The sequence below is a fragment of the Sandarakinorhabdus sp. genome, assembly GCF_987265915.1.
This window is the reverse complement of record NZ_OZ503948.1, coordinates 1,982,748-2,008,001: the sequence shown is the minus strand read 5'-3', so window position 1 is coordinate 2,008,001 and position 25,254 is coordinate 1,982,748. Positions and strand designations below refer to the sequence as shown.

Annotated in this window: 27 protein-coding genes; 16 read left to right on the top strand and 11 right to left on the bottom strand. The window is 64.4% G+C overall.

Annotated features, from left to right (window positions below):
* Positions 1-6: 6 nt before the first annotated feature.
* The 6 genes from AC6UUM_RS09785 to AC6UUM_RS09760 are packed head-to-tail and all read left to right on the top strand — an operon-like array spanning position 7 to position 5,908.
* On the top strand, positions 7-1,170 hold the full coding sequence (locus AC6UUM_RS09785) for a D-alanyl-D-alanine carboxypeptidase family protein (RefSeq protein WP_500802094.1): 1,164 nt from the start codon (positions 7-9) through the stop codon (positions 1,168-1,170).
* Positions 1,170-1,793 (top strand): dTMP kinase, encoded by a 624-nt coding sequence (tmk, locus tag AC6UUM_RS09780; protein WP_500802093.1) that lies wholly within the window; start codon positions 1,170-1,172, stop codon positions 1,791-1,793. Before AC6UUM_RS09785 ends, tmk begins: the two co-directional genes overlap by 1 nt.
* Positions 1,790-2,764 (top strand): DNA polymerase III delta subunit-related protein, encoded by a 975-nt coding sequence (locus AC6UUM_RS09775; RefSeq protein WP_500802092.1) that lies wholly within the window; start codon positions 1,790-1,792, stop codon positions 2,762-2,764. Before tmk ends, AC6UUM_RS09775 begins: the two co-directional genes overlap by 4 nt.
* 46 nt (positions 2,765-2,810) lie before the next feature.
* A complete protein-coding gene (gene metG / locus AC6UUM_RS09770) occupies positions 2,811-4,358 on the top strand; it encodes a methionine--tRNA ligase (RefSeq protein WP_500802091.1) in 1,548 nt (515 codons plus the stop codon).
* Between the two features lie 3 nt (positions 4,359-4,361).
* Complete coding sequence (locus AC6UUM_RS09765) at positions 4,362-5,132, top strand: TatD family hydrolase (protein WP_500802090.1); 771 nt, start codon at positions 4,362-4,364, stop codon at positions 5,130-5,132.
* Complete coding sequence (locus tag AC6UUM_RS09760) at positions 5,129-5,908, top strand: MBL fold metallo-hydrolase (RefSeq protein ID WP_500802089.1); 780 nt, start codon at positions 5,129-5,131, stop codon at positions 5,906-5,908. Before AC6UUM_RS09765 ends, AC6UUM_RS09760 begins: the two co-directional genes overlap by 4 nt.
* Here AC6UUM_RS09760 and AC6UUM_RS09755 read toward each other — a convergent pair.
* The gene (locus tag AC6UUM_RS09755; RefSeq protein WP_500802088.1) at positions 5,903-6,958 is read right to left on the bottom strand and encodes a YeiH family protein; all 1,056 of its coding nucleotides are present in this window, start codon (positions 6,956-6,958) and stop codon (positions 5,903-5,905) included. The two genes, AC6UUM_RS09760 and AC6UUM_RS09755, sit on opposite strands and share 6 nt — an antisense overlap.
* Before the next feature lie 162 nt (positions 6,959-7,120).
* On the opposite strand from AC6UUM_RS09755, the gene AC6UUM_RS09750 reads away from it, so the two are divergent.
* Entirely contained in the window at positions 7,121-8,077 is a 957-nt protein-coding gene (locus AC6UUM_RS09750; protein WP_500802087.1) for an alpha/beta fold hydrolase, read from the top strand.
* A 3-nt stretch (positions 8,078-8,080) separates the two neighbouring features.
* Here the strand turns inward: AC6UUM_RS09750 and AC6UUM_RS09745 are convergent, their stop codons facing one another.
* On the bottom strand, positions 8,081-8,662 hold the full coding sequence (locus AC6UUM_RS09745; RefSeq protein ID WP_500802086.1) for a glutathione S-transferase family protein: 582 nt from the start codon (positions 8,660-8,662) through the stop codon (positions 8,081-8,083).
* A gap of 80 nt (positions 8,663-8,742) precedes the next feature.
* Between AC6UUM_RS09745 and mazG the strand changes: the two genes are divergently transcribed.
* Positions 8,743-9,540: a nucleoside triphosphate pyrophosphohydrolase gene (gene mazG, locus AC6UUM_RS09740; RefSeq protein ID WP_500802085.1), complete on the top strand. Its 798-nt coding sequence runs from the start codon at positions 8,743-8,745 to the stop codon at positions 9,538-9,540.
* Positions 9,537-10,202 carry a phosphoribosylanthranilate isomerase gene (locus AC6UUM_RS09735; protein ID WP_500802084.1) on the top strand — a complete coding sequence of 222 codons (666 nt, stop codon included), beginning with the start codon at positions 9,537-9,539 and terminating at the stop codon, positions 10,200-10,202. The genes mazG and AC6UUM_RS09735 overlap by 4 nt, the downstream gene beginning before the upstream one ends.
* On the opposite strand, the gene prmC is transcribed toward AC6UUM_RS09735, so the two are convergent.
* From prmC to hisS, 3 genes are read right to left on the bottom strand one after another with little or no spacing between them, the layout of a single operon-like run.
* Entirely contained in the window at positions 10,192-11,010 is an 819-nt protein-coding gene (gene prmC, locus AC6UUM_RS09730; protein WP_500802083.1) for a peptide chain release factor N(5)-glutamine methyltransferase, read from the bottom strand. The genes AC6UUM_RS09735 and prmC overlap by 11 nt on opposite strands.
* A 4-nt stretch (positions 11,011-11,014) precedes the next feature.
* Complete coding sequence (prfA, locus tag AC6UUM_RS09725; RefSeq protein ID WP_500802082.1) at positions 11,015-12,076, bottom strand: peptide chain release factor 1; 1,062 nt, start codon at positions 12,074-12,076, stop codon at positions 11,015-11,017.
* Positions 12,073-13,404, bottom strand: coding sequence for a histidine--tRNA ligase (gene hisS / locus AC6UUM_RS09720; RefSeq protein WP_500802081.1), 1,332 nt, complete (start codon positions 13,402-13,404; stop codon positions 12,073-12,075). The genes prfA and hisS overlap by 4 nt, the downstream gene beginning before the upstream one ends.
* A 232-nt stretch (positions 13,405-13,636) precedes the next feature.
* Between hisS and AC6UUM_RS09715 the strand changes: the two genes are divergently transcribed.
* Both AC6UUM_RS09715 and ppa read left to right on the top strand, forming a co-directional pair.
* Entirely contained in the window at positions 13,637-15,556 is a 1,920-nt protein-coding gene (locus AC6UUM_RS09715; RefSeq protein WP_500802080.1) for a M61 family metallopeptidase, read from the top strand.
* Positions 15,557-15,652: 96 nt separating this feature from the next.
* The gene (gene ppa / locus AC6UUM_RS09710) at positions 15,653-16,234 is read left to right on the top strand and encodes an inorganic diphosphatase (protein WP_500802079.1); all 582 of its coding nucleotides are present in this window, start codon (positions 15,653-15,655) and stop codon (positions 16,232-16,234) included.
* A gap of 69 nt (positions 16,235-16,303) precedes the next feature.
* On the opposite strand, the gene AC6UUM_RS09705 is transcribed toward ppa, so the two are convergent.
* From AC6UUM_RS09705 to ispG, 5 genes are all read right to left on the bottom strand, one after another.
* The gene (locus AC6UUM_RS09705; protein ID WP_500802078.1) at positions 16,304-17,704 is read right to left on the bottom strand and encodes an NAD(P)-binding protein; all 1,401 of its coding nucleotides are present in this window, start codon (positions 17,702-17,704) and stop codon (positions 16,304-16,306) included.
* A 3-nt stretch (positions 17,705-17,707) separates the two neighbouring features.
* Positions 17,708-18,181 (bottom strand): GNAT family N-acetyltransferase, encoded by a 474-nt coding sequence (locus tag AC6UUM_RS09700; protein ID WP_500802077.1) that lies wholly within the window; start codon positions 18,179-18,181, stop codon positions 17,708-17,710.
* A gap of 171 nt (positions 18,182-18,352) precedes the next feature.
* Positions 18,353-18,517, bottom strand: coding sequence for a hypothetical protein (locus AC6UUM_RS09695; protein WP_500802076.1), 165 nt, complete (start codon positions 18,515-18,517; stop codon positions 18,353-18,355).
* Positions 18,514-18,801, bottom strand: a complete 288-nt coding sequence (locus tag AC6UUM_RS09690; protein WP_500802075.1) for a hypothetical protein — start codon at positions 18,799-18,801, stop codon at positions 18,514-18,516. The genes AC6UUM_RS09695 and AC6UUM_RS09690 overlap by 4 nt, the downstream gene beginning before the upstream one ends.
* A 48-nt stretch (positions 18,802-18,849) precedes the next feature.
* Positions 18,850-19,974 (bottom strand): flavodoxin-dependent (E)-4-hydroxy-3-methylbut-2-enyl-diphosphate synthase, encoded by a 1,125-nt coding sequence (ispG, locus tag AC6UUM_RS09685; protein WP_500802074.1) that lies wholly within the window; start codon positions 19,972-19,974, stop codon positions 18,850-18,852.
* A gap of 415 nt (positions 19,975-20,389) precedes the next feature.
* On the opposite strand from ispG, the gene AC6UUM_RS09680 reads away from it, so the two are divergent.
* Together AC6UUM_RS09680 and AC6UUM_RS09675 are read left to right on the top strand one after the other, a co-directional pair.
* Positions 20,390-21,160 (top strand): NUDIX hydrolase, encoded by a 771-nt coding sequence (locus AC6UUM_RS09680; RefSeq protein WP_500802073.1) that lies wholly within the window; start codon positions 20,390-20,392, stop codon positions 21,158-21,160.
* A 65-nt stretch (positions 21,161-21,225) separates the two neighbouring features.
* A complete protein-coding gene (locus AC6UUM_RS09675) occupies positions 21,226-21,510 on the top strand; it encodes an EF-hand domain-containing protein (RefSeq protein WP_500802072.1) in 285 nt (94 codons plus the stop codon).
* Positions 21,511-21,691: 181 nt separating this feature from the next.
* On the opposite strand, the gene AC6UUM_RS09670 is transcribed toward AC6UUM_RS09675, so the two are convergent.
* Positions 21,692-23,239 (bottom strand): acyl-CoA carboxylase subunit beta, encoded by a 1,548-nt coding sequence (locus AC6UUM_RS09670; RefSeq protein WP_500802071.1) that lies wholly within the window; start codon positions 23,237-23,239, stop codon positions 21,692-21,694.
* Between the two features lie 229 nt (positions 23,240-23,468).
* On the opposite strand from AC6UUM_RS09670, the gene AC6UUM_RS09665 reads away from it, so the two are divergent.
* The 3 genes from AC6UUM_RS09665 (at position 23,469) to AC6UUM_RS09655 (ending at position 25,250) form a co-directional block, all read left to right on the top strand.
* Positions 23,469-24,326, top strand: coding sequence for a helix-turn-helix domain-containing protein (locus AC6UUM_RS09665; RefSeq protein WP_500802070.1), 858 nt, complete (start codon positions 23,469-23,471; stop codon positions 24,324-24,326).
* 80 nt (positions 24,327-24,406) lie between these two features.
* On the top strand, positions 24,407-24,763 hold the full coding sequence (locus tag AC6UUM_RS09660; protein ID WP_500802069.1) for a hypothetical protein: 357 nt from the start codon (positions 24,407-24,409) through the stop codon (positions 24,761-24,763).
* 79 nt (positions 24,764-24,842) lie between these two features.
* Positions 24,843-25,250: a hypothetical protein gene (locus AC6UUM_RS09655; RefSeq protein WP_500802068.1), complete on the top strand. Its 408-nt coding sequence runs from the start codon at positions 24,843-24,845 to the stop codon at positions 25,248-25,250.
* Positions 25,251-25,254 lie beyond the last annotated feature (4 nt).

The window sequence follows — 25,254 nt, the reverse complement described above, 5'->3', positions numbered from 1 at the left end:
GTTACGATGCGTTTGATTTCTTTGGTTTCTCCCATGTTTCTGGCCGCCGCTCTGGCCGCGCCTGTTCTGGCTCAAGCCCCCGCTTATGATACCGCTGCCCCGATCGCCTATCTGAAGGATCTGCAAACCGGCCGCGTGCTGTTTGCCAAGAATGCCGATCAGAAGATGCCGCCGGCATCGATGGGCAAGATGATGAGCGTCTATGTCGCCTTCAAGCTGCTGAAGGCCGGCGAGGCCAACCTGAACCAGACCGTGCTGGTGCGGCCGGAAACCTGGACCAAATGGAACAACACGGGCAGCACGATGTTCCTGTCGGTGAACGAGCAGGTCAGCGTTGAAAATCTGCTGCACGGCATCGTTACCTTGTCGGGCAATGATGCCTGCGTCGTGCTGGCCGAAGGCCTGGGCGGCACCGAGGCCAATTATGTCGCGCTGATGAATCGCGAAGCCAAAAGGCTGGGCCTGAAGAACAGCAATTTCGCCAACACCAATGGCTGGCCCGACCCGAATGAATATGTCACCGCCCGCGATCTCGCCACCATCGCCGAAGCGACGATCCGCGACTTCCCCGATCTCTACACACGTTTCTATGGCAAGGAGAATTTCACCTGGGGCAAGACGATGGGGGCCGGGCAGGACATCACCCAGGCCAATCGCAATCCCCTGTTGGGCAAGGTTGCCGGCGCCGATGGCCTGAAAACCGGCCACACCGATGAAGCCGGCTATGGCTTCACCGGTTCGGCGGTGCAGAATGGCCGCCGTCTGGTCATGGTGGTGGCCGGGCTGGACAGTTTCGGCGGCCGCGTGTCGTCCAGCGTCGATTTCATGAACTGGGGCTTTGCCGCCTGGCAGAATGTGCCGCTCGGGAAAAAAGGCCAGGTGGTGGGCCAGGCCGCGATTTCCGGCGCTGCCGAAGCCACGGTGGCCGCCACCGCGCCGCGCGACCTGTTCGCCACCCTGCCGCGCGGCTTTGGCATGGAGCGCAAGACCAGCGTCGTCGCGGTACCCGGCCTGACGGCACCGCTCAAGGCCGGCACCAAGGTCGCCGATCTGGTGGTGACCATGCCCGGCCAGGCAGCGGTGAAGCTGCCGCTGGTCACCCCGGTCGCCATCGAGGAAGCCAATTTCGTCCGCCGCGGCTGGAACTGGCTGATGGGCCTGTTCGGCTGATGCTTGCCGGCCGCTTCATCACGCTGGAAGGCGGGGAGGGGAGCGGCAAGTCCACGCAGGCCCGCCGGCTGGCGGAAACGCTGCGGTCGCAGGGACTTGAGGTCGTGCTGACCCGCGAACCGGGTGGCACGCCGGGCGCCGAAGCCATACGAAGCCTGCTGGTGACCGGCGAAGACGCGCGCTGGACGGCGTGGAGCGAGGCGCTGCTGATTACGGCAGCGCGCGTCGATCATGTCGCGCGCGTCATCCGCCCGGCGCTGGATCGCGGTGCGACGGTGATCTGTGACCGTTATATCGATTCGACGCGGGCCTATCAGGGCGCCGGGCGCGGACTGGCGGACGTCGCGTTGATTTCCTTGCATGAAATGTCGGTTGGCCTGTGGCCGGATTTGACCTTGGTATTGCTGCTGGATGAGGCCGAGGGCCTGGGCCGCGCCGCCGCACGTTTGGCAGCCGAGAGGGGAACCGCCGAAGCCCGTTTCGAAGCCATTGGCGGCGATTTCCATGCCCGCGTGCAGGGCTTCTTCGCCGGCCTGCCGGCCAGTGACCCGAAACGCTGCCACGCCATCACGGCCAGCGGCCGCATCGACGCCGTGGCAGCCCGCATCATGGCGGCCCTGTGACCGGCCTGATCGGCCATCACCAACAGGTCACGGCGTTCATGGACGCTTTCACCGGCGGCCGGCCGCACCACGCCTGGCTGCTCGCCGGCCAGCAGGGCCTCGGCAAGGCGCAGTTCGCCCATGCTGCCGCCACCTGGCTGCTGGCCGGTGCGCCGGCGGGAACGGATTTCAGCGTGGCCGACGATTGCGAGGCCGCTCGGTTGATGGCGGCGGGATCGCACCTCGATTTCCGTCTGCTCGAACGTCTGCCGGCCAAGACCGGCAAGCTGCGCGCCGAAATCGTCATCGGCCAGATCGTCCGCCGCTCCGACAGCGAAGGCCAGCCCCTGCGCGAATTTCTCACCGGAACGCCGATGCTGGGCCAGCGCCGGGTGGTGATCGTTGATGCCGCCGACGACATGAATCGCAACACCGCCAATGCCTTGCTGAAAAATCTTGAGGAGCCGTCGCCGGATACGATTTTCCTGCTGGTCAGCCACACGCCCGGCCGCCTGCTGCCCACCATCCGTTCGCGCTGCCGCACCTTGCGCTTTTCGCGCCTGCCCGATGCAGAGGTTGCCCGCGTGCTGGCTGGCGCCGATCTGGGCGGCGAGGATGCCGGCCTGTTGGTGCGTCTGGCGCAAGGCTGCCCCGGCCGCGCGCTCGGCCTGGCCGCTGCCGGCATCACCACGCTGGAACGGGACTTGGCCGGCCTGATCGGCTTGCCCATCGAGCGGGCCAGCCCGGCCGCGCTGGCGCTGGCGCGCAGCATCAGCGGCAAGGGCGGGGAGGGGCGCTATGCCGCGCTGCTCGATCGTGCGCCGGCGGTGATGGCTGCCAAAGCCCAACTGCTTGGCGGCAGCGCGCGTGCAGATGCCATCGCTGCCTGGGAACAGGCCAGCCGGCTGGCGCGCGAGGCGGTGCCGCTGCAACTCGATCCCGGCCAGGTCGGCTATGCGCTGGGCATGCATGTGGCGTCGCTGCCGGCTTGAAGCCCAAACTTGAATTGGCGGCTGTATTGCCCCATTGCAGCGCAGCATGATCAATCCGCGCTTCTATATCACCACCGCCATTGCCTATCCCAATGGCCGTCCACACATGGGGCACGCCTATGAGGTGATCGCCACCGATGTCATCGCGCGCTTCAAGCGGCTGGATGGCCATGATGTGCGCTTCCTGACCGGCACCGACGAACATGGCCTGAAGATCGACCAGGCCGCCCGCGCCGCCGGCAAGCCACCCAAGGTCTATGTCGATGACATGGTGGCGCCGTTTCTCGCCATGGATGCAGCGCTCGGCATCAGCTTTGATCGCTTCATCCGCACCACCGATACCGATCACAAGGCACTGGTGCAGGCCCTGTGGCAGCGCATGGCCGCCAACGGCGATCTCTACCTTGGCCGCTACGAAGGCTGGTACTCGGTGCGCGACGAGGCCTATTATGATCAGGCCGAGCTGGTCGAAGCCACTGACGCCGCCGGCGCCACGGTGCAACTGTCGCCGCAGGGCACGCCGGTCGAATGGACGGTGGAGGAAAGCTGGTTCTTCAAGCTGTCCGCCTATCAGGATCGGCTGCTGGCGATCTATGACAGCCAGCCCGAATTCATCCAGCCATCCAGCCGTTTCAACGAGATGCGCGCCTTTGTTGCCGGTGGACTTTCAGATCTGTCGGTCAGCCGTACCAGCTTCACCTGGGGCATTCCCGTGCCGGGCGACGAGCGCCATGTGATGTATGTCTGGCTCGATGCACTGGCCAATTATCTGACCGGCGCAGATGGTAGTGGTCGGGGCGGGCTGGACGGTGAATGGTGGCCGGCCGATCTGCATGTGGTCGGCAAGGATGTCGTGCGCTTCCACACGGTTTACTGGCCGGCATTCCTGATTTCGGCCGGCCTGGCCTTGCCGAAAACCGTGTTCGGCCATGGATTTTTGCTCAACCGCGGCGAGAAAATGTCCAAATCGGTCGGCAATGTCGTCGATCCTGTCGATATGGCGACGCGCTTCGGCGTGGACCGCCTACGCTGGTTCCTGTGCCGCGAAGTCGCCTTTGGCGAGGACGGCAGCTACAGCGATGAAGCCATTGTCGAGCGCACCAACGCCGATCTCGCCAATGGCATCGGCAATCTGGCGCAGCGCAGCCTTTCGATGGTCGCCAAGAATCTGGGCGGCGTCATGCCGGTGCGCGGCGCTGCCGGTGAGAGCGAACTGCGCCTGAAAGCGGCGTTCATGGCCGGCTCGGAGGCCTATTTCGCCCACATGAACGCGCTGGCGCTGCACAAGGCGCTGGATGCGGTGATGGGCATGGTGGCGGCTGCCAATGGCTATTTCGCCGAGAACGCACCCTGGGCCTTGGCGAAAACCGATACGGCGCGCATGGCCGAAGTACTGGCGGCGACGCTGGATGCGACGCGCCGCATCGTCCTGCTGGCGCAGCCGTTCATGCCGGGCAGCAGCGCGCAACTGCTCGATCAACTCGGCGTGGCCGCCGATGTCCGTGATTTCAAGGCGTTCAATACGCCGGTTGAAGCGGGCACGCAGCTTCCTGCACCCGCCGGTGTGTTCCCCCGCCTGACGCTCGACGGTTGAGCCATGCTTGTCGACAGCCATTGCCACCTCAATTACGCCAGCCTGGGTGACGATCTGCCCGGCGTGCTGGCACGCGCCCGCGCGGCCGGCGTTGGCGGCTTTCTGGCGATCAGCTGCCGGCAGAATGAGTGGGACGGCGTGATTGCGCTGGCCGATACGCACCCCGGCGTGTGGGCTACAGTGGGCATCCATCCGCACGAAGCCGACACGCATCCCGAAACCGACGCCGCCACGTTAATCGCTGCCGCCGCGCACCCGCGCGTGATCGGCATCGGCGAAACCGGCCTCGATTATTACTACGACAAATCCGACCGCGATCGCCAAAAAGCCAGTTTCCGCAGCCACATCATCGCGGCGCGCGCCACGGGCCTGCCGCTGATCGTTCACACTCGCGATGCCGAAGCCGACACTTTGGCCTTGCTGCAGGAACCGGGAGAAGGGACCCTTACCGGGGTCATCCACTGCTTCACTGCATCCCAAGCCTTTGCCGATGCGGCGCTGGCGCTGGGCTTCTACATCTCGCTGTCGGGCATCGTCACCTTCAAGAACGCCCGCGATCTGGCCGAAACCGCCAAGACCATCCCGGCCGACCGGCTGCTGGTGGAAACGGATTCGCCCTATCTCGCCCCGGTGCCGATGCGCGGCAAAACCTGCGAGCCGGCGTTCGTGGCCCACACCGCCCGCTTTCTCAGCGGCCTGCGCGGGGTGAGCGAGGCGGAACTGGTCGCCACCACCACCGCCAATTTCCACGCGCTGTTCACGAAAGCCGCATGAAGATCACCATCCTCGGCTGCGGCACCTCGTCGGGCGTGCCGCGCCTGGGCGGGCCGGATGGCGCCGGCAACTGGGGCCTGTGCGACCCCGCCAACCCCAAAAACCGCCGCCGCCGCGTTTCGGTGCTGGTGGAAGCGGCGGGCCAACGCGTGCTGATCGATTGCGGCCCCGATTGCCGCGAGCAATTGTTGGCCGCACGCACCGCGCACCTGGATGCCGTGATCATTACCCATGATCATGCCGATCACGCCCATGGCATCGATGATCTGCGGCAGATTTTCCACGCCATGCATGCGCCTGTGCAAGTGCACGCCAGTGCCGCCACGCTGGCCGTGCTGACCCGGCGGTTTGATTATGTCTTCGAAGGCGCTGCCGGCTATCCGGCAACCTGTGCGGCCCATCTGTTCGATGCGCCGCTGCACCTGGGCAACCTGAAGATCACGCCGTTTCCGCAGCTGCATGGCGATATTGAATCCACCGGTATCCGCTTCGATTGCGAGGGCAAGAGCTTCGCCTATTCCACTGATGTGAAAGGCTTTGATGCACGCGCCTATGCGGCATTGACCGGGCTTGATCTGTGGGTGGTCGATGCCTTGCGCCGTGAACCGCACCCGACACACAGCCATCTCGAACAGACATTGGGTTGGATCAGCCGCTGGCAGCCGGGCAGGGCACTGCTCACCCACATGGACCAGTCGATGGATTATGAAACCCTGCTGACCGAACTGCCGGGCGGTGTCGCCCCGGCCTTTGATGGCCAGGTGATCGACCTATAGCGCCAATATGGCAAAGCCGAGCGCCGCGGCCAGGCTGGTCAGGCTGGCAATGCCGCCAACGATCAACGGCTTTGGCCCAGTGCGCAGGATCTCGGCCAGCGGTGATCTGATGGCGGTGGCGGCAACCGATATCGCCAGCATCCAGCTGGACACATCTGCGGCAAAACCAGAGACTTGCGCCGGGATGATCCCGGTGGAATTGATGCCGGCGACCAGGAAAAACCCGACCACGAACCATGGCAGCAACGGCGCCACCCGCTTGCCGCCGCTGATCTTCAGCGGCGCCGGAAACGCCAACGCCACCAGCGCCAGCACCGGTGCCAGCAGCGCCACGCGCGCCAGCTTGACAATGGTGGCGGTTTCCCCAGCCGCCGGCGAAAAGGCATAACCGGCGCCAAGCGTCTGTGCCACATCGTGAATCGAGGCGCCCAATACGAAACCTGCCTGCAGATCGGACAGGCCCAGCAATTCGCAAATCGCCGGATAGACCACCAGCGCCGCGCTGCTCATCGCCGAGGTGCCGACCAGCACCAGCGTGAGTTCAGCCTGACGCACGCGGCGTTCCGACAGGGTGGCGGAAATCGCCATCGCCGCGGAGGCGCCACAGATGGCAACGGCACCGCCCGACAAGGTGCCAAACGCCGCGCCCAGCTTCAGCGTGCGCGCCGTCAGCACCGCGGCGCCGATGGTGATGCCGACGATTCCGACCACTGCGAGCAACGACAGCGGCCCCAGTGTCGCAATCTGCGCGATGGTGATGCGCATCCCGACCAGCACGATGGCCCAGCGCAGCAATTCGCGACTGGCCAGCGCCAGGCCCGGCGTCAGGCGCGCATCGGCCGACAGGAAATTCATGGCGAGCCCGACCAGCAGCGCCAGCAAGGTGAGCGGCGCGCCATAACGATCCGCCAGGCTCGCGGCCGCCAGCGTCGCGAGCAGTGCCACCAGCAGCCCAGGTACATACTCACGCCAACCGGCCGATGCGGTGCGTTCGATATCGCCGAACAGATCGGCGGCTTGCGGCAATGGCGATGATTGGCCGGCGTCCATCTTTCGTGGTTAGGCCGGCAGCGGGGTTTCGCCAAGAGGGGGCGTTTTCGATGCATATAATTATACATAATATATATTATCGATATTGTTTGTTGCAGCGGTAGCTTGCCAACCTGCCCCACGATGGTTCACCAATTGATCGCATTCGTGCGGAGGTTTCCAATGCGCTCCATCATGGTCAACAATGGCGAGATCGCTCTCCACGTCGTGGTCGCCGGGCCGGACAATGATGACCAATTGCCGATCCTGTGCGTTCACGGCTGGCCGGAACTTTCGCACAGCTGGCGCCACCAGCTCGCGCATTTCGCCGCGCGTGGCCGCCGCATCGCCGCCATGGATGTGCGCGGCTATGGCGGCAGCGCCAAGCCGCACGCGATATCGGATTACACATTGTCGGCGCTGGCATCCGATGTTGCCGCGGTCATCGCTGCGCTGGGCGGCCGCGCCATCTTGTTTGGCCATGATTGGGGTGCACCGATCGTCTGGAACACGGCGCTGCGCCATCCCGAAAAGGTCGCGGCCGTCGCCGGGCTCAGCGTGCCGTTCACACCCTGGGGTGAAACGCGCTTCCTCGATGTCATGCGCGTCATGCACGCCGGCAAATTCTTCTATCAGTTCTATTTTCAGGCCGAAGGCGTGGCCGAAGCCGAATTGGCAGCTGATCCCGATGCCTTGCTGAAAATCTACCATGCGCTCTCCGGCGATGCGACTTATCCGGGCTTTGGCCGCAAAGGGCCGGAGGCGACCTTGCTGGAAGGAGTCGCCCTGCCCGACCCCACGCCCGCCTGGCTGCCGGAGGCCGATCTGGCCATTTACCGCGCGGCCTTTGCTGCCGGTGGCTGGCGCGGGCCGCTCAACCGCTATCGCGCGCAAGATCTTGATTTCGAAGAGGCCGTGCCGCTGCGGGGCCAGCGCATCACTCAGCCGGCGGCCTTCATCGCCGGCAGCCGCGATCCGGTGCGCTTTTTCGCGCCGGGCATGGATTTGTTCGCCACGGCCGGTGCCGGTTGTGATGATTTCCGCGGCACCACCCTGATTGAAGGCGTCGGCCATTGGGTGCAACAGGAAGCGCCCGAAGCCACCAACGCGGCGCTGTCGGCCTTTATGGATGGGCTGTAGGCGCTAAATCCCCAGCGCGCGCTCTACCCGCCCGACCCAGGCTGCTACCCTCGGCCATTCGGCAAGATCGAAACCGCCTTCATGGGCAACGCGGGTATAGGCGACCAGGCCAATGTCGGCGCAGGTCAGGCCATCGCCGACAAACCAGTGCTGCTCGGCCAGGTGGCGCTGCATCTGGTCCAGCGCCGCACGGCCGCGGAGGTCGAGCGCCGGATCGATTTCGCTTTCCGCCTTGCCAAGATAATGTTTCTGAAACCGCCGCACGGCGATAGCCGGTTCATGGCTATATTGTTCCCAGAACAGCCATTGCAGCATCTGTGCGCGGGCGAAGGGATCGGCCGGGATCAGCGCGCTGCCGTCGGCCAGATACAGCATCAGCGCATTGGATTGCGCCAGGTGCCGGCCATCGTCAAACGCCACGGCGGGCACCTGCCCCATCGGGAATTTCGCAAGAAATTCCGGGGCCTTGGCCTCTCCGGTGACCACATTCACATCTACCCAACGGTAGGGCAGGCCCAGATGATCGGCGACCCATTTCACCTTCAGGCAATTGCCCGACATCAGGTCACCATAGAGCGTGAACATCACCATCCTCCTGCCGCGACGGCCATAGCGAAGCGGCTGCGCGATTGAAAGCCGCCCGGCGCTGCGGCAGGATGCACCGCATGACCAGCCCTGCCCTTGCCCTCGATCGCCTGGCCGCCATCATGGCGCGTTTGCGTGACCCCGAATCCGGTTGCCCCTGGGATCTGGCGCAGGATTTCGACACGATCGCGCCCTACACGATCGAGGAAGCCTATGAAGTCGCCGAAGCCATCGCGCAGCGCGACATGGCCGAATTGAAGAAGGAACTGGGCGATCTGCTCTTCCAGGTCGTCTTCCATAGCCGCCTCGCCGAGGAGGCCGGGCATTTCGCGCTGGCCGATGTGGTAACCGGCCTGTGCGAGAAGATGGAGCGCCGCCACCCGCATATCTTCGGCGATGCCACCCGCGCCGCCGATGCCGATGCGCAGAAGGATGAGTGGGAACGCATCAAAGCCGCCGAACGCGCGGCTGCGGGCAAGCCGGATCGGCCCGTGTCCGCGCTCGATGGGGTGGCGACCGCCCTGCCCGCCCTGATGCGCGCCGAAAAATTGCAGGCCCGCGCGGCGCGCGTCGGCTTTGAATGGCCCGATATTGCCGGGGTGCGGGCCAAGCTGGACGAGGAACTCGCGGAATTCGATACCGCCACCGATGATGCCCATCGCGCCGAGGAATTTGGCGACGTGCTGTTTGTGGCGGCCAATCTGGCGCGGCGCCACGGCATCGATCCCGAAGCCGCCCTGCGCGCTGGCAGTGCCAAATTCGAGCGGCGATTCAAGGCGATGGAAGCGCTCGCCGGGCCGGAATTCCCGTCGCTCAGCCTCGATGCGCAAGAAAGGCTCTGGCAACAGGTGAAGGCCGCCGAGCGCGCGGGCCAATGAGAACGCGGGTCAAGATCTGCTGCATCGCCTCACCCGCCGAAGCCGCGATGGCCATTGCCGCCGGCGCCGATGCGCTGGGCCTGGTGGCGCGCATGCCATCCGGGCCGGGCCCGATTCCCGATGAGGCGATTGCCACCATCGCAGCCACGGTGCCGCCGCCGGTGGCGAGCTTTCTGCTGACCAGCGAAACCAGCGCCGAGACAATCGCGGCCCATGTGCAGGCCACGGGGGTGACGACGGTGCAGATCGTGTCCCACATCGAACCGGCGCAGTCCGCCCGCCTTGCGCAAATGCTGCCGGCGCTGCGCCGCGTGCAGGTCATCCATGTCGAAGGGCCGGATGCGCTCGATCTGATCCCGGCCTATGCGCCGCATGTGCACGCCTTCCTGCTCGATTCCGGCCGGCCGTCGGTTGCAGAGCTTGGCGGCACCGGCCGCACCCATGATTGGGCGATCAGCGCGGCGTTCGTGCGCGCCAGCCCGGTGCCGGTGTTTCTGGCCGGCGGCCTGACGGCGGACAATGTCGGCGAGGCCATCGCGCAGGTGCGGCCGTTCGGCGTCGATCTGTGCTCCGGCATCCGCACGGACGGGGGCCTGGACGACGACAAGTTGCGCGCCTTCATGGCTGCGGTGCGGCGCGCGGACGATCCGTCTATTGCTTGACCCGCAGCGCAACACAGCGATCGCGGCCGGCAAGATCGTGGTGCAGCGTGGCCGACATTCCGGTTGCTACGGCCATCGCCAACAGCGCCGGGCCCTGTTCATGGCCGATTTCCAGCACCGCCAAGCCGCCATCGACCAGCAGGCCGGGCAGCCCAGGCAGGATGCGGCGATACGCATCCAGGCCATCGGCGCCGGCAAACAGCGCGGCTGCAGGTTCGTATCGGCGCACGTCTTCGGACAGCGCTTCGCCGGTGCCGATATAGGGTGGGTTGCACAGGATCAGATCGAAGCGTTCGGTCAGCCCCGCGCCCCAATTGCCACGCTGGAACACGGCGCGCGCGCCCAGCCCGGTGCGCAGCGCATTGGCCTGCGCCACGGCCAGCGCCGCCGGGCTGGCGTCGATGCCCAGGCCGGTGGCGGCCGGCCATTCGCTGAGCGCGGCCAGCAATAGCGCGCCGGAGCCGGTGCCGAGATCGAGGATGCGCTGCGGCGGGGATTTGCACAGGCGCAGCGCCACCTCAATCAGCGTCTCGCTGTCCGGGCGCGGAATCAGCACATCCGGCGTGACGATCAGGTCGAGCGACCAGAATTCACGGGCGCCGGTGATGTGCGCAACGGGCTCACCAGCGGCACGGCGATTGACCATGGTTTCAAAATCTTGTGGGTCGATGCTGCGTTGCTGGTTGAGCAGCAATTCGCCGCGGGTGGTGCCGGTCGCGTGGGCGAGCAGCACTTCGGCATCCAGCCGCGCCGTGTCCCCACCAATGCGGGGGACAGCGGAGATGAGCAGGTCGATGATGCGGGTCAAACCTTCACCCCAGGCTCGCCAACCGCGCGGCTTCATCCTCGGCGATCAGCGCGCCGACCACATCATCCAGTGCGCCTTCCAGGATTTCGGGGAGGCGGTGCAGGGTCAGGTTGATGCGGTGGTCGGTCACCCGGCCTTGCGGGAAATTATAGGTGCGGATGCGTTCGGATCGGTCGCCCGAACCGACCATCGCCTTGCGGTCCGCCGAGCGCGTGCTCGCCAGGCGCTCGCGTTCGGCATCGAACAGGCGGGTGCGCAGCAATTTCATCGCCTTGGCCTTGTTCTTGTGCTGGCTGCGTTCGTCCTGCACCGCCACCACCACGCCGCTGGGGATATGGGTGATGCGCACCGCACTGTCGGTGACGTTGACATGCTGGCCGCCCGAACCCGACGCGCGATACACGTCGATGCGCAAATCCTTGTCGTCGATGGCGATATCCACATCGCCGGCTTCGGGCAGCACGGCGACGGTGGCGGCGCTGGTGTGGATGCGCCCGCCGGCTTCGGTGGCCGGCACGCGCTGCACCCGGTGCACCCCGCTTTCGAACTTCAACCGCGCGAACACCCCGGCGCCGGACACGCTGGCGATGATTTCCTTGAAACCGCCGATGTCGGAGATGTTGGCAGACAGGATTTCCCAGCGCCAGCCGTGGTTTGCAGCGTAACGTTCATACATGCGCGCAAGGTCGCCGGCAAACAGCGCAGCCTCGTCGCCGCCGGTGCCGGCGCGGATTTCCAATACCGCAGACCGATCATCGGCGGCATCGCGCGGCAGCAATTGCAACGCCAGCGCGCGTTCCGCCGCCGGCAGGCGCGCGGCGATCGCGGCCAGTTCTTCCTGGGCGATTTCGTGCATTTCATCGCCGGCCGGAATGGCGCGCAGGCTTTCGGCTTCGGCCAACAGCGCCCGCCAGCCGGCCGCCGCCTCGACCAGCGGCGTCAGCTCGGCATAATCCTTGGACAATGCCACGAACTGGTCAGGCGGCAGCGCCGGATTGCCCATGTCGTTCGCCACCTGGGCATGGCGGCGCTCGATCTGGGCGATGCGCTCGATGGGCAGGATCATTTGCCGATGGGTAAAGAAATGCGGCCACCCTTCGATGTGACCTCGCGAAAAGTAGTTTTTTCGATTCCAAATCTTTTGTTTAATATTGGGGCAAGTGCAGCATAAATGGCACCAATGGATCTGTATTGATCCTTTATGTTCCGCTTTAAATAAAGCTGCATATGGTTGGAACCGTTATCCAAAGACATGGACATAACGTAGTCGGCTTCTGATCGCATTGCCTTCTCAAAGCGTTTTTTTTGATTTCCAGTATTGTATACGAATACTGGCATACCGCGACTTCGAATTAGATTGACGAAACTGTCAAACAATTCAATTAGTTCTAATTGCTCTGTCTCAAGCACCATCGCCACGGAGCGCAAGTTCTTTTGCGCCCCGCTAACCAGCATTGCAAGCCGTTCAATCCCTGCCGCCCAACCTACCGCAGGAGTCGCTGGGCCGCCCATGTGAGTGATAAGGCCATCATAGCGGCCGCCGCCCAACACGGTGCCCTGCGTACCGAGATTGTCAGTGACAAACTCGAACACGCTATGCCGGTAATAGTCTAATCCTCGAACGAGCCGGGAGTTACGGTATGATTCGATACCTTTAGCCTGTAATCCCTTCATCAAACTTTCAAAAAATGCCCCGGCTTCATGAGTAAAATAATTGTCGATCTGCGGTGCATCCGTTGCAATGGCTTGGTCCCGAACATCCTTGCTGTCCAGAATACGTAGAGGGTTAATTGCCAGCCGGCGCAGGCTGTCCTCACTCAATTCGCCCCGATGAGCTGCAAAATATGCGGCAACAGCCGCGCTCCATGCCTGGCGTGTTTCGGGGTCGCCCATGGTATTCAACGTTAGGCGAACATCGGAAGCAATACCCAACTCCTTCAACAAAAGTTGGCCAAGCACGATCACTTCCACATCTGCTGAAGGTTCGGCTGCGCCCAATATTTCGGCATCCAGTTGGTGAAACTGGCGGAACCGGCCCTTTTGCGGGCGTTCATAACGAAACAAGGGCCCCCACGTCGCCAGCTTCAACGGCGCAAACTGCTGCCAGCCATTCTCGATATAGGCACGCGCGATGCCGGCAGTGAATTCCGGCCGCAGGCACATGCTGTCGCCGCCACGGTCCTGAAATTCATACATTTCCTTGGAAACAACATCGGTCGTCTCGCCGAGCGAGCGCGCGAATACGGCGGTGCTTTCGAACACCGGTACTTCCACGCGGCCAAAGCCATAGAGCTGCCGCACACGGTTGAAGGTGGCGATGACATGATCGAAGCGGGCGGCGGCCTCGCCGATCATGTCTTGCGTGCCGCGGGGTTTCTGGGGGGCCTTGCTCATGGTGGTGGGGAATAGGCGAGCAAAGCGCGGGGTGCAACGGGTGGGCCGCAAGTGCTGGGGAGCTGCGCTCGCCACCCCTCCGTCGCCCTTCGGGCGCCACCTCCCCTTGAAGGGGAGGAGCTTTTGATCCTCCCCTTCAAGGGGAGGTGGCGAGCGCAGCGAGACGGAGGGGTGGCGCGTGTGGGGGCAACACCCCCTTCCCCACGGTCACGCGCTTCGCTAACCAATACATATGCGCACCCTCCTCCTTCTCACCGCCCTCATCGCCGCCCCGGCGCTCGCCCAGCGCTCGATGCCGCAACCGCTGCCGATCGTGGACGAGGTGCCGGCCGCGCGTGACCGGCCGTTCCCTGGCGCGCTCACCCTGCATGTCGATGCGACCGATACGCTGCGCGGCGTGTTCAAGGTGACCGAGACCATTCCAGTGCCAGCGGGCATGGCCGGCAAGCGCATGGCGCTGCTGTTCCCGAAATGGCTGCCCGGCAAGCATGGTCCGCGCGGCGAGATCGAGAAGGTCGCCGGGCTGGAAATCAGCGCCGGCGGCAAGCTGCTCACCTGGAAGCGTGACCCGCTCGACATGTACGCCTTCTGGGTGAATGTGCCCGACGGCGTCCGCGTGCTGGAGGTAAAGTTCGATTTCCTGTCCGCCACCGATGGTCCGCAGGGGCGCATCGTGGTGACGCAGGACATGATGAACCTGCAACCCAACAGCGTGTCGCTGTATCCGGCCGGCTGGTTCACGCGGCAGATTCCGGTCAACCTGTCGGTCACCTGGCCGGCGGGCTGGACGGCGGCCAGCGCCATGCGGGAGGCCAGCCGTGCCGGCAACCGCATCACCTATGCCACCATCGATTATGAAGCGATGGTGGACAGCCCGTTCTTCGCCGGGCGCCATTTTGCCAAATGGGATCTCGGCCAGAATGTCACGATGAACGTGGTCGCCGATGATGCCCGCTTTCTGAAGGCGACGCCCGATCAGATCGACAAGCACCGTAATCTTGTCACCCAGGCGGTGAAATTGTTCGGCACCCGCCAGTTCGATCATTATGATCTGCTGGTGTCGCTGACCGAGCGCATGGGCGGCATCGGGCTGGAACATCATCGTTCTTCCGAAAACGGTGTCGATACCGGCTATTTCACCGACTGGGCGAAAGGCCCCGGCCGGCGCAATCTGTTGCCGCACGAATTCACGCACAGCTGGAACGGCAAGCACCGCCGCGGCGCCGATCTGGTGACGCCGGATTTCCGCACGCCGATGCGCAATTCGATGCTGTGGGTGTATGAAGGCCAGACGCAATTCTGGGGCTATGTGCTGCAGGCGCGATCTGGCCTGGTGACGCAAGAAGAAACCATCGATCAACTCGCCACCATCGCCGCCACGCTGGACAATCGCCCGGCGCGCGGCTGGCGCAGCCTGGATGATACCACCAACGATCCGGTGATCACGCCGCGCGCGCCCAAGGGCTGGCTGAGCTGGCAGCGCAGCGAGGATTATTATGCCGAAGGCATGCTGATCTGGCTGGAGGCCGACGCCATCATCCGCCGGGAAAGCGCCGGCAAGCGCAGCATGGATGATTTCGCGCGCAGCTTCTTTGGCACCGGCGATGGCGATTGGGGGGTGAAGCCCTATGACATGGCCAGCCTGGTCGCGGCGCTGAATGCGGTGCAGCCCTATGACTGGGCCGGGCTGCTGGCGCGGCGCCTGACCGAAAAGGCCGGCGGCGCGCCATTGCAGGGTTTTGAACTGGCGGGCTGGAAGCTGGTCTATACCGACAAGCCGAGCGCCGCCTTCACCGATTCCACCCGCCGCACGCTGAACCTGGCGTTTTCGGGCGGTATGGTGATCGGCACGGCCGGCCGCGTGGAGCAGGTGACCTGGGCGACGCCGGCCTTCGATGCCGGGCTGGCGGTGGGCGATATGCTGCTGGCGGTGAACGAGCAGCCATACAGCGATGATGAGCTGAAGGCCGCGATCACGGCCGCCAAGGACAGCAAGCAGCCGATCCGGTTGACCGTAAAGACGTCTGACCGGGTGCAGACGATGACCCTCGCGTGGACCGGCGGCCTGCGCTATCCGAAGCTGGAGCGCATGACCCCGGCGGACGCCGCCAATCCCACCGGGCTGGAACGCTTGCTGACGGCCCGCAAATAACGCCACCCCGAACGGGATGGCGTGGCAATTCGGGCATGGACGAATCCGCCGCTTGCCCCTAACCCGCCTCCAAAGCAAAACAGGAGAAGATCACCCATGCGTATCGATGCCATTCCGATCGGGGTTGCCCCGCCGCACGATGTCAATGTGGTGATCGAATGCCCGATGGGTGGTGAGCCGGTGAAGTATGAAATGGACAAGGCGTCTGGCGCTTTGTTCGTCGATCGCATCCTGCACACGCCAATGCGTTACCCGTGCAATTATGGCTTCATCCCGCACACGCTGGCCGAAGATGGCGATCCCATCGATGCGCTGATCGTGGCGCGCACCCCGTTCATCCCCGGATCGATCGCGCGTGTGCGCCCGGTTGGCGTGCTGATGATGGAAGATGATGGCGGCGGCGATGCCAAGCTGATCTGTGTCAGCGTCACCAAGGTTCACCCCTATTACGACGATGTCGTCGAATATACCGATCTGCCCAAGATCGTGCTGGATCAGATCGAGCATTTCTTCACCCACTACAAGGATCTGGAACCCGGCAAGTGGGTCAAGTGCCAGGGCTTTGAAGGCAAGGCCACGGCCGAGCGGCTGATCCTGGAATCGATCGAACGCTATGAAGCCGAAAAGGCCGGCAAGCTGGCCATCGAGCACAAGCAACACCCGGGCGCGCCACGCTGATCCACGGCGCGGAATGATGCGACCGCTGGCCGATGGGCTTGCGGTCCGCATTCTGCCCGTGCGGCGGGGTCAGGCGATCAATTTCTGCAGATTGGCCATCGCCGCCATGGCGGTTGGCCGGAATTGTTGCAGGAGCGCGATCCGGGCCGTTTCCTCCGGGCGCACAGCGCTTATGGTCTTGCCAAAGCCATCCAGCCGGCAATCGTGGATCCACGCCGACAGCGCCTTGTTCTGGCCCCACAACCCCTGATTGAACAGATTGACCAGGCTGGCGCGCGGATAATCCTCGATGCTGTCGGGCAAGGGTACCGCCATGGTCAGCGCGTTCTGCGCCGCTTCGCCGTCGATATGCGCTTCCACCCAGGCGATCATCGCGGCACTGAACGCCGGCTGCGGCACGCGGATCATCTGCGGCACGATCAGGCCCGGTTGAAACACCGGCACCGGCGGCCGCCGTTCAACCGCCGATGCAGTGCAATCAATGAACAAGGTGCCGGGCGCAGTGGCGCGCGTGCCCTGTTCCAGCACCATGGCATCGGGTTCCAGCGCCAGCACGCGGCCCATGCGGACGATATCGGAAATGCCGCGCAGAATGGCAATTTCGGCTTCCGAAGCAATGGCATAATGAAACATCGTCGGCATCACGTCGGAATCGATGCGCAGCATGAAGCCACAGGCTTCCAATCGCAGGAACAGGTCGCGGGCGTCGGTCGCGGTGGCCAGCGCCTGCATCATGCCCAACTGGCCACCGATGCTGTCTTCAAAAAACTGGAGCCCCGGTTGCACCGACCGGCGGTTGAAATACCAGGAGGCGCGCGGCGCCACCCAGCTGATCATGGCGGGCGTGGCACCGGCGCCCAGCAGCCAGATCAATGTATCCATCGCCGTCTTGCCGGCGCCCAGCACGGTGAAATGCCGCGGCATGGCGGCGGGGACCTGCCACAGATTGGGCAGATCATTGGGCGGCACGATCCGCACCCCATCGGCCACGGCAAACTTGCGCCGGTGGGTCGATGGCACGCTGGTCGCCAGATAGGTTGAATCGATGGTCTTGCGGGCAATGTTGACCTGCGTTTCCTGCCCCGAAATCAGGGAAATGATGCGCCCCTCCCCGCGATAATCACTCATCGGGAAATAGCGGACCCGCCCGGTCGGCAGCAATTGGCGGCGCATCACGGTATCAAAATAACCGCAGACTTCCGGGCCAGAGGCAAGTTCGTGAAAGCCGGCGTTGATGCCATGGGTATCGATATGCCCCGCGCCCAGCGGCAAAGACGCGACGCCATAAAAGGACGAGGGCTGGTGCAGCGATACGAACGGATAGGCATCGTTCCAGTGGCCGCCCGGCTTGCCATGGCGATCAACGATGGTGATCGTCGCCTGTGGCAGTTCGGTCAGCAACGTGTCGGCAAAGGCCAGCCCCATCGCGCCGGCCCCGATGAGGAGATAATCCGTTTCGAGACTGGTCATATGCTACCCCGCCGACAACGCCTTGATCGCCGCGCCCTCGACGCGCATCACCGTCCACTCATCCATCGGTTTGGCGCCCAGCTTCTTGTAGAAACCGATGGCCGGCTCGTTCCAATCGAGCACCCACCATTCGAACCGGGCATAGCCGCGCGCTTCCGCCAGCGCGGCGATGCTGACCAGCAACGCCTTGCCGGCGCCCAGACCGCGCGATTCGGGGCGGACATAAAGATCGTCGAGCCAAAAACCCGGCTTGCCGGTCCAGGTCGAAAAGGTCCGGTAAAAAATCGCCGAGCCGACGATGTCGCCTTCATGCTCGGCAATCAGCGCCTCGACCAGCGGGTCCGGCCCAAACAGTCCGGCGTGAAGATCGGCCGCGGTGGCGCAAACCGCGTCTGGCTCGCGTTCATAGGCGGCAAGATCGTGCGCGAATTGCAGGATTTGCGGCACGTCGGCCGGTGTTGCAGGTCGAATGATCATGGCGCCTGCCATGGCGAGCGTTCAGCCGGCTGGCAAGACCACCCGGTCAGAGCCCGAAATAATTGCTGCCGATAGCGAACAGCACAACGCCCGCAAAAACGCCCAACGCAAACTTGATGTTGATCTTTTTCATCAGAAACTCCCGCGACAATGGCCTGTTCCAGAAATGCGTCAGCGCGCCGCAAACCGGATGCGCAGAGCCAGCGCCGCAAGCCCAAATGCCAACAGCAAGCTCGCCAGGGCGCCCGGCCCCTGCCCTTCGATCAGCAAGGCCAACGCCGCCATTTTGGCGAGGCCAACCCCAAGCCACAACATCGCAGCCAGAATGCGCGTCACAACAGCCGCCCCATGGCGCGGAACATCCACATGACGCTGAAAAACGCCAGGCCCACCGATGGCGCGGCAAACAGCCAATATCGCACGCCGCGATCGACCCGGTCGGGCAGCCACAGACGCTTCAGCACCCAGGCCAGCGCCGCCGGCCCGGCCAGCAGCGCGATCCAGGTCAGGCGATCGGCATCAAAGCCCAGATTGATTGCCTCGATCAACACCACCGCCGCGCCGATACCGAAGCACCAGGTGGCCACAGCAAAGCCATAGGCCACGGCCTGCTGGCGCACGGGTTCTTCCACCCGGCGCGGGCGAGGCGGGCCGCCATGCATGGCCGATTACGCGGCCGCAGCCGCGGCGGCCGCGTTGAACGCGTCGATCTCGGCGGCCTTGGCTTCGACCAGCTTGACGATATGTTCCAGCATCTGTTCGCTGTCGATCACATGGTCGCTGATGCCGTTCAGGAACACCGCGTGGCGGCCATTGCCGCCGCCGGTCAGGCCGATATCGGTTTCGCGCGCTTCGCCCGGCCCGTTGACCACGCAGCCCAGCACCGACAGCGACAGCGGCGTGGTGATGTGCGCCAGCCGCGTTTCCAGCGCTTCCACGGTGCGCACCACATCGAAACCCTGGCGGGCGCACGACGGGCACGACACCACCCGCACGCCGCGGGCGCGGATGCCAAGCGACTTCAGGATATGATAGCCGACCTTCACTTCCTCGACCGGATCGGCCGACAGCGAGACGCGGATGGTATCGCCCACCCCGGCCCACAGCAGCATGCCAAGGCCTATGGAGGATTTCACCGTGCCGCCGATCAAGCCGCCGGCTTCGGTGATGCCCAGATGCAGCGGATAATCACAGACTTCGGCCAGGCCATTGTAGGCCGCCACCGCCAGGAACACGTCGCTGGCCTTCACACTGATCTTGAACTCGTGGAAATCCTCGTCCTGCAGATATTTCATATGTTCGAGCGCGCTTTCCACCAGCGCTTCCGGGCAAGGCTCGCCATATTTTTCCAGCAGATGCTTTTCCAAGGAGCCGGCGTTCACGCCGATGCGGATGGCGCAGCCATTGGCCTTGGCGGCATTCACCACTTCGCGGATGCGGCTGCGGCTGCCGATGTTACCGGGGTTGATGCGCAGGCAGGCAGCGCCCGCGTCCGCCGCTTCCAGCGCGCGCTTGTAATGGAAATGGATGTCGGCAACGATCGGCACGCGCGCGGCGCGGGTGATCTTGCCGAAGGCGGCGGTGGCTTCCTTGGTCGGGCAGCTCACCCGGATGATGTCAGCACCCACCTCTTCACAGGCGCGGATCTGGTCGATCGTGGCGGCGGCATCTTCGGTGGGTGTGTTGGTCATGGTTTGCACCGCGATCGGCGCATCGCCGCCCACCGGCACCTTGCCCACCATGATCTGCCGGCTCTTGCGACGAATGATGTCGCGCCACGGACGCACGCTCATGCCATTTGGCTCCTTGGTTTCGCCTGCCCTGCCCGGCAAAATTTGATGCCCTGCCCGATAGCACAGGGGTGCATCCATGCAAGACGCGGCCTGGGCCGTGATCTCATGAATAACACCCCCCGTGACGGGTTTTTCAGCCCCGAGGCGAGTGAGCAAGCGCAGTGGCGGTGGCAGCGCCACCGCCCAAGCGCAGCGAGCGCTTCATCGGGGCTGAAAAACCCGCCATCGGTGGCCCGGAGAGGCGAAATCAACGTCATCGGTCGGCTCGCCGGGGGGCTATGCCCCGCCTTCGCCGCCCGCTAACGCCGATTTCGCCTCTCCGGGCCATCACGGGGGGTGTTATTCATGAGATCACGGCCTATCATCGCGTGATATGTCAGACAGTCCGAAGCCCATTTCCATCCAGGCCGCCACCGTGATCCTCGCGCGTGCTGGCCCCGACGGCGTGCCGGAATTCCTGCTGGTGCAGCGCGGCGAGAATCTGGCCTTTGCCGGCGGCGCACTGGTGTTTCCGGGCGGACGCGTGGATGCAACCGATATCGCCATTGCCCGCAATCCCGATCTGGCGAGCGGCTTCGATGGCCTCGACGACCTGGATGCCGCTGCCCGCGTCACCTGCGCCCGCGAAGCGCTGGAGGAAACCGGCGTGCTGTTGACCGAAGGACCGTTGCCCGATCCACAGGCACTGGCCGACGCCCGCCAGGGCCTGGCCAGCGGGCCGGATGCCGCCGAGGCCGCGACTTTTGCCTTCATGCTCGGCACCATGGGCCACAAAGTCGATGCGGCACGTTTCATCCCGTTCGCCCGCTGGGAGCCACCATCGGCCGCGGCCATCGTCCGCCGCTTCGACACGCGATTCTATCTGGCCGATGCCGGCCGCTCGGCCAGTGCCGCCATCGCGCCCGATGGTTTCGAGGCCAAGGCGCTGCGCTGGACAACCGCGGCGCAAGCCTTGGCCGATTATGATGCCGGGCGCGCCGCCATGGTGTTCCCGACCTGGTGCAACATGCACCGGCTGGCGCAATATCAGACAATGGCTTCGCTGTTCGATGCCGTCGCCGTCCTGCCCGCCCCCTATGTGCAGCCGGCGTTCGAGACAGTGGATGGCGAACAATGGCTGACCATCCCCGAAGGTCTGGATTATCCGGTGACGCGTGACCGGGTGGCGAACTTGCGCCGGGAGTGATTCGGGCGAGGGATTGCCCCTGCCGGCGACGTTGGTAAGCTGAAGCTTTGCTGCTGGAGATCGAAATGCGCCTGCTCGCCCTTGCTGCCCTGCTTGCCACCCCCGTTCTGGCGCAGGAACCGCCCGCTCCACCTGCGGCTGCACCGGCCCAATCGGCCGCCGGTCAACGCCTGATGGCCGCCGATGCCAACAAGGACGGCAAGTGGAGCAAGGATGAATGGCTGGCCGCCGGCCGCCGCGAAATGGGCTTCAACCTGATCGATGCCGACAAGGACGGCTTTGTCACCCGCCCCGAACTGGCCGAGGGCATGAAGCGCATGCGCGCCATGGGCATGGCACCGCCGCAGTAAGGCCAAGCCGGCCGTGATTATCGCAAGGCGATAATCACGGACTCGGCGCAGTGCCCGGCCGGGCTGGCGTCTGGCCCTCAGGCCAGGCGAACAGCTTCGACGGCGCGGCTTTGCCGCGCTCTTTCTTCTTCTTTGTCTCCACACCAATCGGACTCGGCGGCTATGCCGCCGGCCGATCCTGTCAGGGCCGCAACCCCCGCGCCTTCGCCCCCGGCTTCAACATCCGCTGCGCCATCCCGGCAAAGCGGCACAGTTCGGCCCGCGTCTCGCGCGGATCGATGATCGCCTCCACGCCGAAATGTTCGGCCGTGCGGAACGGTGATCGCACCTGTTCCAGCCCGGCCTTGATCTCGGCCAGGCGCGCCGCCGGATCATCGGCCGCTTCCAGTTCGGCGCGATAGGCCGCCTCCAGCCCGCCGGCGATCGGCAAGCTGCCCCAATCACCCGAGGGCCAGGCCATGCGCCAGCGAAACCGGTCCGCCGGCGCGTGGCCGCTGCCCGCCATGCCATAGGCCTTGCGCATCACCACGCAGCACCAGGGCACCGAAGCTTGATAGATCGCCGCCAAGGCCCTCGAACCCCAACGGATTGTCGCCTCCTCCTCCGCCCGTCGGCCGATCAGAAAGCCGGGGTTATCAACCATGTGGATGATCGGCAGATGGAAGGTGTCGGCCAGATCGACCATCCGCTCCACCTTGCGCGCCGTGGCCGCCGTCCACAGCCCGCCCAAACATTCCGGGTTGGACGCGATGATCGCCACCGGCCAGCCATCCAACCGCGCCAGGCCAGTAACGACGCCGGTGCCCCATTCGCGGCCGATTTCGAACCAGCTGCCGGCGTCCACCACCGATTCGACGATCGGCCGCACCGGATAGAGCCGGCGTGGATCGCGTGGCACCGCGCCGATCAACCAGTCATCGGCGCGGGTAACGGGATCATGGCACGGCGTGCGCGCCGGCAGTTCGTCCACCGATGACGGCAGGTAGGAAAGGAACCAGCGCGTGCGCAAGAAGGCCTCGGCCTCGCTGCCGACCCGGTCATCCACGGCGCCATTGCCAGCGTGAATGCCGGCGCCGCCCAATTCTTCCTTGGTGCGATGTTCGCCGGCGGCGGCCACCACCGGCGGGCCGGCGACGAACATCTGGGCCGTCCCCTCCACCAACAGCGAATAATGCGCCATCACCATGCGCCCAGCGCCGAGCCCGGCCACCGGGCCCAGCCCCATCGCCACCACCGGCACCTGCGACAAATTGGCTGTCATCACCTCCCAACCGGGGATTTCGGGGATGTAGGTATAGCCGGCCTTTTCAAGGGTGCGCACGCTGCCGCCGCCGCCGGTGCCTTCGATCATGCGGATCAACGGCAGGCGATATTCCTGCGCCAGCCGCTCAGCATCGATCAGCTTGCGGTGCAGGCTGGCATCGGCAGCGCCGCCGCGCACCGTGAAATCATCGGCAGTAGCCACCACCGGGCGGCCGGCGATGCTGGCAAGGCCAAACAGGAAATTGGCCGGCTGGAAGGACAGCATTGTGCCGGCGGCATCATATTGTGCAAATCCAGACAGTTCGCCGATTTCCTGGAAGCTGCCGTCATCCAACAGCGCCGCCAATCGCTCGCGGGCATTCAACTTGCCATGGGCGCGCTGCCGCACCAGCTTGTCCGCGCCGCCCATGGCATGCGCGGCATGCTGGCGCTGGCGAAGTTCGGCGATTTCCTGTTCCCAGCCCATGGATGTGCCCTTCGTATCCGCGCGTTATGGTCGCGCCTGGTGCCTGCTACTGCAACAATGTGGCAGGCCGGTGCCCCGCGGCAAAGCCCGCCAATTCTTCAATGCAGCACGTATTTCAGGCGATTGGACGCCTTTGGGAATTGACATTGGGCCTGCATGAACCGCCACCCGAAGGGCGGCAAACGGGCCACCAAGGCATTTGCCCCATGCTGAACACCAAGGTTAAGACTTGTATACAGCATCGAAACAGGAGATAGAAGGCATTGGGTCGTTTTGGGTCGCAGGGGTCGCGGCTATGTATAGTGGGTCTTTGCTGGAAAAATCCGGTGTCGGCGGTGCGCCTGCGCTTGACTTTGGTGCGGCAAACGTCGCCTGTCCTATTGTGACAACACGGTCCCATCCCGAAAGCCCGCGCAACCCGCGTGTGAAGCTGTTGACCGAGGGCGAGCGGGAATGCCTGCGACTCGTCTATCAGCACATGACATCCAAGGATATTGCCCGGCAGCTTGGTGTGTCCCACCACGCTGTCGACATGCGTCTGCGCCAGGCCATCCGCAAACTGGATGTGATCAGCCGGATCGATGCGGCACGCGCCCTTATTGCGGCCGAAGGCATTTCTCCAACAGAATCAATGGGGAATGACTATCAATCATTGATATATCAGGCGCCGGAGCTTGAGGAAAATGTGGCAACGGTCACATTTGGCTCACCGGCCTCGACGAGGGCAGGTGCAGCGCTCCAACGTTCCAGCGACCCCAATCAGCTAGAACCAGGATCCCTCGAAGGGGCGCAACACTCGCCCTTAACCAGTCCGGATGTTGGTCCGGTCGGCGGCACCCTCGCCCAGCCTTCCGCACTGACAGGCAATGTGACCCTTGGGTCGACGCTTGCAACGGATTGGCCGGGCATTGCAGCCCCCGACCCTGGCATTGATGCCCGGCCTTTCCTGAACACACGTCCCTGGGGATCGCGAAACGATTTGGCGATCGGACACCGGCTCGGCTGGATCCTGTTCATCGCATTTGCGTCTGCGATGACGTTCGGCGGCATTCTCGCTGCCCTCGCCGCTCTCAAGACGCTGCTTTAGCACTTCCGGACGGTCGTCGTCCGGAAGGACGACCCCACCTCCCGGCCGCATCGGCGCGCCGGCAACCGAAGGATTGTGCCATGCTGAAAGAACGTCGCCTCGCCGCCAACAAGATCGCCGAGCAACTGTTTGCGGCTGAAGCCGCCATCGATGCCGCCGTCGCTGCCGTGGCCCAGCTCACCGCGATCATGCCGATGGCCCGGCAGGAAGCCCATCTGGCCGCCAGCATCGGCCAGGACGCCCTGATGGGCGCCATGCAAACCTGCCAGCAGCTGATCGAAGCCCGCGGCCGGATCATTGCCACCCATGCCGCGCTGCGCGATGCGCAGACCAAGGTCGGCCTGGGCGCGGTCAACTTCAACGGCACCTGCCCGCCCGAAGAAGGTCATCTGACCGAGGAAGCCCCTGCGCGCCGCCACCTGACGGTCGCCGCCTGATCTTGATCACAGGTGCCTGAGCGGCCGGCGATGTTGCGATGGCACTTCGTCCGGCCGCGCTCGCGTCGGGGAGGAATAAATGTTCCCAATCATCGGCATCCTTGCTTTGGCCGCAGCCTGCTATCTGGCCTTCAGATTTGGTGGCTTCGATGAGAAAGTAGCAGCCGCAGCGTTCGTGGCCGCCACGCTTGCATCACGGCTGGTGCAGCATAATTACGCGCACACCGAAACCGGCGTGCTGGTGGTGGATTTCATTCTGCTCGCCGGTCTGATCGTGCTGGCTCTGACCAGCGACCGCTTCTGGCCGATGTATGCCGCGGCGTTCCAGTTCGTCGGGACGCTCGTGCATGTCGCCAGCATGGCCGAGCAGGGCGATTACGCCTGGGCCTATGCGGTGGGCTTGGTGTTCTGGTCATACCCGGTCATGCTCGCCCTGATGGCCGGCACCTGGCTGGAAGCGCGCAGTCGGCAGCTTTCGGGGCGATAAACCA

Excerpts from the sequence above, each read along its gene's own strand:
- AC6UUM_RS09785 (WP_500802094.1), top strand. The coding sequence starts at position 7 with ATGCGTTTGATTTCTTTGGTTTCTCCCATGTTTCTGGCCGCCGCTCTG.
- tmk (WP_500802093.1), top strand. The coding sequence starts at position 1,170 with ATGCTTGCCGGCCGCTTCATCACGCTGGAAGGCGGGGAGGGGAGCGGC.
- metG (WP_500802091.1), top strand. The coding sequence starts at position 2,811 with ATGATCAATCCGCGCTTCTATATCACCACCGCCATTGCCTATCCCAAT.
- AC6UUM_RS09765 (WP_500802090.1), top strand. The coding sequence starts at position 4,362 with ATGCTTGTCGACAGCCATTGCCACCTCAATTACGCCAGCCTGGGTGAC.
- AC6UUM_RS09760 (WP_500802089.1), top strand. The coding sequence starts at position 5,129 with ATGAAGATCACCATCCTCGGCTGCGGCACCTCGTCGGGCGTGCCGCGC.
- AC6UUM_RS09755 (WP_500802088.1), bottom strand. The coding sequence starts at position 6,958 with ATGGACGCCGGCCAATCATCGCCATTGCCGCAAGCCGCCGATCTGTTC.
- AC6UUM_RS09750 (WP_500802087.1), top strand. The coding sequence starts at position 7,121 with ATGCGCTCCATCATGGTCAACAATGGCGAGATCGCTCTCCACGTCGTG.
- AC6UUM_RS09745 (WP_500802086.1), bottom strand. The coding sequence starts at position 8,662 with ATGTTCACGCTCTATGGTGACCTGATGTCGGGCAATTGCCTGAAGGTG.
- mazG (WP_500802085.1), top strand. The coding sequence starts at position 8,743 with ATGACCAGCCCTGCCCTTGCCCTCGATCGCCTGGCCGCCATCATGGCG.
- AC6UUM_RS09735 (WP_500802084.1), top strand. The coding sequence starts at position 9,537 with ATGAGAACGCGGGTCAAGATCTGCTGCATCGCCTCACCCGCCGAAGCC.
- prfA (WP_500802082.1), bottom strand. The coding sequence starts at position 12,076 with ATGATCCTGCCCATCGAGCGCATCGCCCAGATCGAGCGCCGCCATGCC.
- hisS (WP_500802081.1), bottom strand. The coding sequence starts at position 13,404 with ATGAGCAAGGCCCCCCAGAAACCCCGCGGCACGCAAGACATGATCGGC.
- AC6UUM_RS09715 (WP_500802080.1), top strand. The coding sequence starts at position 13,637 with ATGCGCACCCTCCTCCTTCTCACCGCCCTCATCGCCGCCCCGGCGCTC.
- ppa (WP_500802079.1), top strand. The coding sequence starts at position 15,653 with ATGCGTATCGATGCCATTCCGATCGGGGTTGCCCCGCCGCACGATGTC.
- AC6UUM_RS09705 (WP_500802078.1), bottom strand. The coding sequence starts at position 17,704 with ATGACCAGTCTCGAAACGGATTATCTCCTCATCGGGGCCGGCGCGATG.
- AC6UUM_RS09700 (WP_500802077.1), bottom strand. The coding sequence starts at position 18,181 with ATGATCATTCGACCTGCAACACCGGCCGACGTGCCGCAAATCCTGCAA.
- ispG (WP_500802074.1), bottom strand. The coding sequence starts at position 19,974 with ATGAGCGTGCGTCCGTGGCGCGACATCATTCGTCGCAAGAGCCGGCAG.
- AC6UUM_RS09675 (WP_500802072.1), top strand. The coding sequence starts at position 21,226 with ATGCGCCTGCTCGCCCTTGCTGCCCTGCTTGCCACCCCCGTTCTGGCG.
- AC6UUM_RS09670 (WP_500802071.1), bottom strand. The coding sequence starts at position 23,239 with ATGGGCTGGGAACAGGAAATCGCCGAACTTCGCCAGCGCCAGCATGCC.
- AC6UUM_RS09660 (WP_500802069.1), top strand. The coding sequence starts at position 24,407 with ATGCTGAAAGAACGTCGCCTCGCCGCCAACAAGATCGCCGAGCAACTG.
- AC6UUM_RS09655 (WP_500802068.1), top strand. The coding sequence starts at position 24,843 with ATGTTCCCAATCATCGGCATCCTTGCTTTGGCCGCAGCCTGCTATCTG.